At 72.1% G+C, this 6757-nt stretch carries 4 protein-coding genes and 1 tRNA gene; 3 read left to right on the forward strand and 2 right to left on the reverse strand.

Translation table 11 applies throughout. The annotated features are described in order from the left end of the window. Positions 1-40 precede the first annotated feature (40 nt). Positions 41-1408 (forward strand): DUF1254 domain-containing protein, encoded by a 1368-nt coding sequence (locus tag AC559T_RS19560; protein ID WP_498869665.1) that lies wholly within the window; start codon positions 41-43, stop codon positions 1406-1408. A 39-nt stretch (positions 1409-1447) separates the two neighbouring features. Here the strand turns inward: AC559T_RS19560 and AC559T_RS19565 are convergent, their stop codons facing one another. Together AC559T_RS19565 and ssb are read right to left on the reverse strand one after the other, a co-directional pair. Beyond that, on the reverse strand, positions 1448-3721 hold the full coding sequence (locus AC559T_RS19565; protein WP_498869666.1) for a DUF7846 domain-containing protein: 2274 nt from the start codon (positions 3719-3721) through the stop codon (positions 1448-1450). Between the two features lie 53 nt (positions 3722-3774). Beyond that, a complete protein-coding gene (ssb, locus tag AC559T_RS19570; protein WP_235014290.1) occupies positions 3775-4629 on the reverse strand; it encodes a single-stranded DNA-binding protein in 855 nt (284 codons plus the stop codon). 426 nt (positions 4630-5055) lie between these two features. Between ssb and AC559T_RS19575 the strand changes: the two genes are divergently transcribed. Both AC559T_RS19575 and AC559T_RS19580 read left to right on the forward strand, forming a co-directional pair. Next, positions 5056-5937, forward strand: a complete 882-nt coding sequence (locus AC559T_RS19575; protein WP_498869667.1) for an aldo/keto reductase — start codon at positions 5056-5058, stop codon at positions 5935-5937. Between the two features lie 158 nt (positions 5938-6095). Further along, a tRNA-Arg gene (locus AC559T_RS19580) sits at positions 6096-6168 on the forward strand. Positions 6169-6757 lie beyond the last annotated feature (589 nt).

Here is a 6757-nt window from a genome sequence, read left to right on the forward strand (position 1 = left end):
TCGGCCGAGTGTCGGTGGGCCGGGGCTCCCGGGAGGCCACATGCGAGCGGATGACCAGCGAGTCGGACTTGCCTGCGAGGCATTCTTCTTCGGGTACCCCCTCGTGTGCGCGGTCCGGCAGATCATCAGGATCGCCCACGACGGGCTCGGGCCGATCGAGCCGGCCGGCTTCAACGCCTTCGCCCACGAGACCGACCCGCCCGGTCCGCACTCACACTTCCTGCACGTCAGCCCGGACGTCCTGGTCTCGCTCGCCCAGGTCGACCTGAGCCCCGGGCCCCTGGTCCTGCACGTGCCGCCGACTCCCGGGCGCTACCTCGTCCTGGAGTTCTACGACGTGTGGCTGAACGTGTTCGCCTATCTCGGCACCCGGGTCACCGGGGACGACGGTGGCGACATCCTGCTGCTCCCACCCGGCACTGCGGACGCTTCCAGCGCGGCGGACGCTTCCGCGCACGACCGCGTGGTCGAGGCGCCGTCGCGGGTCGTCAGCATCATCGCCCGGTTCGGCTACGGCGGGCCGGCGGACCTGCCCGCCGTCCGGGCCCTTCAGGGCACGCTGACCCTGCGCCCGCCCGATCCGGGCGCGCGGCGGCCGGAGGGGCCACCGGACGGCTCCAAGCGCGTCTGCGACGACCTGCGCTTCTGGGAGGAGCTGAGAACCTGGCTGCACGCCTTCCCCCCGCCGGCCGCGGAAGGCGACTACGCCCGCCGGTTCGAGGCGCTCGGCCTGCTGACGGACCCGTCCCCGTACATCGACCCCGATCCGCGGCTCGCCTGGTCGCTGCGCAGCGGCCTGCGCACGGGCCGGGACGAACTGGAACGGCTCGCCGCCGCCGGCCGCCGGGCCCATCAGGGCTGGGTCGGCACCCTGCACGAGGCCGACTACAACCTCGACCGGTTCGGCCCGGGCGTGCTGGACGACCGGCACTGGGAGATCCCGGACCGGGCGCAGGCCCGGATCGCCCGTGCGATGGCAGCGCGCCGGCCGCTCGGCATCGTCCACGCCTACGAGTCGACGTCGGCGTGCTGCTCGGTGGACGCCGACGGGCGCCACCTCACCGGCGCGCACAGCTACCTGCTCCGCCTCCCGCCACCGGCGGTCGACGCGTTCTGGACGGTCGCGATGTACGACGAGCCCGAGAGCTACCTCGTCGACAACCCCCTGCACCGGTACGCGATCGACAGCCGGGACGATCTCGTCCACGCCGCCGACGGAACCGTCCCGATACTGATCCAAAGCGACGCTCCGGCAACGGAGACCGCGACGGACGCCGGTGCGGCGATGCCGGTGAACTGGCTGCCGGCCGCGACGGGTGACTTCCGGCTGACGCTGCGGATGTATCTGCCCGGCAAGGAGGTACTCAGCGGCACCTACGCCCCGCCACCGATCCACCGACTGGCCTGACTGTCACAACAGCGCGCCGCGGATCAGGCGCGATGCGGGTCAGGACAGCGCGATGCGGACGGCGGGCCGCGGGCCCTGGCCGGTCTCGTCCACGTGGGCGCTCGGCGCGAGGACTGCCACATCGCCCGGCTCCGTCCCACCGGCGTCGGCGCCGCTGGGATCCTCGGCGAGGACGGGGATCACCTGCCGGTCGACGGTCCGCGCCCGGCCACCGGACGCCGGGGTGGCCAGCAGCGACACCGTCACGGACGTCCCCGCCCCGGGCACCTTCGTGATCTTCGCCCGGCCGGCCGGGCGCCCGGTGGCCACGCCCGCCGGAGATCCCCTGGTCTCGCCACCACCGTAGATCACGACCTCCGTGACGTCGTCGGTGTCGAGGCCGTCCGCGTCAAGGGTGAGCCGCGCGGTCACGGGCCCGTTCGCTGAGACCGGGTAGGTCAGCCGGACCCCACCGGCTTCGAACACCAGCTGGGCCGCGCGCGTCCCGCGCGGCGGCGCGTCCACGCTGACCTCGACGCCGACCGTACGACCGGTGGCCACCGTGAGCGCGTCCACCCGCGAGCGCGTCACCGAGCCCGGGGACCGGTTGTAGGCCGGCGGCATGCGGAGCAGGTACGGCGTGCGGTCGGGGTGGTCGGCGACGACCTCCAGGTCGGCCACCCCCCGCGAGACCGCGAACAGCAACGGCCCGTCACCGTCGGCACCGTCGAGATCGGCCCCGTTGGTGGTGACCCCGCTCGGATGGCCTAGATAGGGCGGGCTGGCAGCCACCAGTACCAGGGACCGCCCGGGCAGGGCCCGCAGCATCGCCGCCAGGTCACGGTCGTGGTCCGTCATCGTCGCGTTCGCGTCGATCGCGCCGACGAGGACGAACGTCGTCAGCCCGACGACACCCGCGGCGCACACCCCGGTCACCGCCCGTGCCGCCCGCCGCCGTGACCAGCCGGCGAGGTCGACCAGCCCGCGCGCGCCGAGGTGCACGAGCCCGATCAGCACAGGCATCAGGTAGAACGGCCCGACGTATCGGATGCCGCCCCACAGCTCCGCCGCGTTCCACGCCCCCCAGAAGCCGATGTAACCGACCACGAACAGCACCGTGCCGACACCGAGGGCGTACCCCGGCCCATTCAGCCGGCGCCGCGCGGCCGCCACGATCGCGGCCACGGCGAGCACCACCCCGCCGCAGGCCCAGCCACCGAGCAGCCAGAGATGATCCCCGACCGATGCCAGGCCGTCACCGAGCCCGAAGTCGTGCCCGCCGTCCGACGGGTACAGCCTGCGCACGCCGAACCCGAGCTTGTCGTCCGATTCGAGCAGCGCGAACGGCAACCTGAACGGGCTGCCGGTCGCCGCGGCATTGGACGCCAGCAGGATCGCGGCCGGGAGCACGAGCCCGGCAGCCGTCCAGCGCAGGGCCCACCCGAGCCGCCCGGACCTGCGCGCCGTCACGACGCCCCAGACCGCCACCGGGCCGAGCAGGAGGACCACGTCATACGGCCGCACCGCCACGGCCACGCCGACCGCGAGCCCCGCTCCGGCAAGCGCCCGCCCGCCGTGCCGCGCGGAGCGCCGACCGCCATCGCTCGGCCCGCCGGCTCTCAGCCCACGGAGCAGGCCGAGGAACGTCAGCTCCATCAGCACGAGCACCGGCAGGTAGCTCAGCACCAGCGCACTCTGCACGATCATCAACGGGGAGAAGGCCAGCAGCGTCGCGGCCAGCGCCGCGACCCTCCGTTCCCCCGCCAGCTCGACACCGAGCAGGTAGGTAACGATCACCGCCGCCGCCGCGATGACCGCCAGCACCGGCGAGACGCTGCCCGTCAGCATGAGGCCCAACGCGAACAACCCCGGGACGAACGGTGTGTACTTCAGAACGAAGTGATCACCCGAGATGGCGGCGAGCCAGGGTGCGTACGACGCGGCTGGATCAGGCGCAGACGGAAAGAGGTGGCCGTCCGCCAGCGTCCGGGCGTGCAGGAGGTAGATGACCTCGTCGTTGTTGACCGACAGGTACGGGAACAGGTTGTGCCGCAGCAGGACGGCCACCGTCGCACTGGCCAAGGCCAGGACCGCCACGTACCGGCCGGCCGTGCTGACCGCCTGGCAGCGACGCCACAGCCGCCGGGGCAGCGGCTCAGGCGTCACGATCAGGCGGTCCGGGACGACCGTGCCGATCTGGTCCGCGGAGGCCTTGCCGATCCGGTCGGACGGCTCGTCCGGCGCGGAGACCGCGCCGGCGCCGGGATCACTCGACCTGCTCACCCTCGGCACGGTACCGAGCGACCTGGACCGCCCTTCGGCTGGTGGCCCCATCGGTCACCGCATGTCGGTCAGACCCGCCCATTACGCGATTGCCGGCGACCCCACTATCCGAAGGCCCCGCCCAGCCCCAGCAGGCGGACCTCGCCGACGACGTCAGCGAGGCCGAAGGTGACGCCCCCGGAGGAGGCGGAGGTGCTCGGGGTGCGGAAGGCCGGCGTCGTGAGCTCACCGCCGCGCCCGCGCTCCGTGAACAGCGAAGCCGGCGTCGGGCCGGTCTCGGACCACCCGAGGGGCGCCGCTCCGGCGGCCTGCGCGCTGCCGCCGACCGGCGCGGAGTCGACCGGGACAGAGTCACGCGAGACGGCATCGACCAGGTCCGACCCCGCCGGCGTGAGCCCCGGCCCACCGGTGGTGGGGGTCTCGACGGCCAACTGCCGGACCGCCTCCGCGGGAACCAGACCACCGGCTCCCGTTGCCCCCGCACCGACGCTCTCCTCCACACCGCCGCCGTCGAGGTCGGTGGAGTCGGCACCGAAGGGGTCAACCGGGTGCTCGCCCGTCTCCGGCAGCGGAACCTCGTCAGCGGGGCCGGCCCCGCGCGCGACCCGCCGGACGTCGACCGGACGCCAGGTGAGTTCCGCCGCGACCGCGTCCGCGTCGATCTCGTAGGTGACCCGCCGGTCGCCGTCCTGCGTCTCGAAGTTGTTCTGCCGCAGGCGGCCGACAACGAGCGCCCGGTCGCCCCGCGACAGGCTGACCGAGACGTTCTCGGCGAGCTGACGCCAGCAGGAGACGCGCAGGTAGAGGGTGTTGCCGTCCACCCAGCGCTGTTCGGAGCGGTCGTACCGGCGCGGCGTGGAGGCGACGCGGAAACCGCAGACGGAGACACCGCTGGCGGTCACCCGCAGCACCGGATTCTCCACGAGGTTGCCGATCAGTGTGATCGTGGTGTCGAGCATGGAAGGCTCCTTGGCGAACATCTCGGGGACAGGGAGACGACCCGGAGGACGGCGGCCCACCACAACGGACCCGGAGGTCCAGGCGGCGAGAGCTGGCCGGCCGCGCACCCACGCCATCACTCTGCGCCGCCGTCCATGTGATGGGAACCTGTTCTTGTCAGCTGTGGATAACTGTTCGCCATCCCCAGGCCGATCTCACGACGCACCCGAGCGGTGGCGCGTCCCTACCCTCACTCTCGTCACGGGCGGCGAAGGCGGCCGACGGCCAGCCATCGAGCGCGGGACACGTAACAAGCACGGAGCGCGGGAACAACCCGGAGGCGGATTCGGGTTGCCGCCGTGCAGGACGGCGCACCACCCCACCGGCCGGTGTCCTGTCCGCCGGTGCCCGGCGACGGTGCCCGCACACCTGGAGGAAGGAACGGTATGTCGACTCAGGCAGCCAGCCGCGACGTGACCGCGGCGGCGAGCGGGACGTTCCTGCTCGGAGGCGAACTACCCGTGAACCGGCTCGGTTTCGGCGCGATGCGGATCACCGGGCCGGGCATCTGGGGCGAACCCGCGGACCGGGCGGAGGCCATCGCCGTACTGCGCAGGTCGGTGGAACTCGGCGTGAACTTCATCGACACGGCCGACTCCTACGGCCCGCACGTCAGCGAGGAGTTGATCGCCGAGGCCCTGCACCCCTATCCAGACGGCCTGGTGATCGCGACGAAGGGCGGTCTCACGCGGCAGGGGCCGGACCAGTGGACTGCCGTGGGACGCGCCCCATACCTGCGCCAGCAGGTCGAACTGTCGCTGCGCCGCCTCAAGCTCGAGCGCATCGATCTCTACCAGCTCCACCGCATCGACCCGAGGACTCCCGTCGAGGAGTCCCTCGGCGAGCTGCGGGCGCTGCAGCAGGAAGGCAAGATCCGCCACATCGGGCTCTCCGAGGTCAGCGTCGCCGAGCTGGAGCACAGCCGGTCGCTGGCGGAGATCGTCAGCGTGCAGAACCGATACAACCTCGCCGACCGCGCCTCCGAGGACGTCCTCGACTACGCGGAACGCGAGGGCATCGGTTTCATCCCCTGGTTCCCCGTCGCGACCGGTACACTCGCGCGACCAGGCGGAGTCCTCGACGCGATCGCGAAGCGGCACGGCTCGCAACCCGCGCAGCTGGCGCTGGCATGGCTGCTGCGCAGGTCACCCGTGATGCTGCCGATCCCGGGCACGTCGTCGACCGCCCACCTGGAGGAGAACGTCGCCGCGGCAGGAGTCAGCCTCACCGACTCCGAGTTCGACGAGCTGGCCAAACTGGCCAGCTGACGCCGTACTCGGCCAGCAGGCACGCGGGACGTCGGCTCCACCTCCCGAGGCGGAGCCGACGCGCGAGGACACCGGGGGTCGGTGCACCATCGACTGACCTGAGGTGGACACTGTCCATCCCACCCGGGACTCGTCCGCGAGCCCCACAATGGAACAACGCGCCCGTAGCTCAGCGGATAGAGCGAGTGCCTTCTAAGCACTGGGTCGCAGGTTCGATCCCTGCCGGGCGCACCGATCCGCGTATTGCGCGAACCTCCGTAGCGTTGTCGGACGGTTGCGTTCCGTCCTGCCCGTTGTCGCTGCCGTCCGTGGGTGCGGCTGGCTGGGTTGGGATGCGGAACGTGGGCTGGATGTGGGCGCGACTGGTGACGGTGATCTCGGCGACGAGGGCATCGGTGAGTCGACGCAGTGTGGCCGGGGCGCCATCACGGATGGCGTCGGCGATCTGGGTGGACAGGCGGGTCAGGTCAGCGGCGGTGGGTGGGACGGGCTGGGTGGCGTCGTCGGCGAGGTGGTCGACGAGTTCGGCCCGGCGGCCCTGCAGTTCCTTGATCTTGATGGTCAGTTTCTCGATGCGGCCTCCGGCGATGGCGTCGGTCATGGTGCCAGCTTCGAAGGCGTTGAAGTAGCGGTCGATCGCGGTTTCGGCCTTGCTGATCTCGCTGTCGATGGTGGCGAGCTCGGCGCGGTGGGCGGCGCGGGTGTCGGCGATTCGACCGGCGAGGGCGGCGGCGGCTTCGGTGACGAGTCCGCTGCCGGCGTAGGTCTCGATCATGGCGTTGAGAATGGCCGCGTCGACCTGTTCGGCGGGGAGGCGTTC

Origin of the sequence: Frankia sp. Hr75.2 (assembly GCF_949319125.1) — a bacterium.
GTDB classification, from domain to species: domain Bacteria; phylum Actinomycetota; class Actinomycetes; order Frankiales; family Frankiaceae; genus Parafrankia; species Parafrankia soli.

What these genes read in the sequence shown, in the direction of transcription:
- AC559T_RS19560 (WP_498869665.1), top strand. Translation starts at nt 41, where the DNA reads ATGCGAGCGGATGACCAGCGAGTCGGACTTGCCTGCGAGGCATTCTTC.
- AC559T_RS19565 (WP_498869666.1), bottom strand. Translation starts at nt 3,721, where the DNA reads ATGGGGCCACCAGCCGAAGGGCGGTCCAGGTCGCTCGGTACCGTGCCG.
- ssb (WP_235014290.1), bottom strand. Translation starts at nt 4,629, where the DNA reads ATGCTCGACACCACGATCACACTGATCGGCAACCTCGTGGAGAATCCG.
- AC559T_RS19575 (WP_498869667.1), top strand. Translation starts at nt 5,056, where the DNA reads ATGTCGACTCAGGCAGCCAGCCGCGACGTGACCGCGGCGGCGAGCGGG.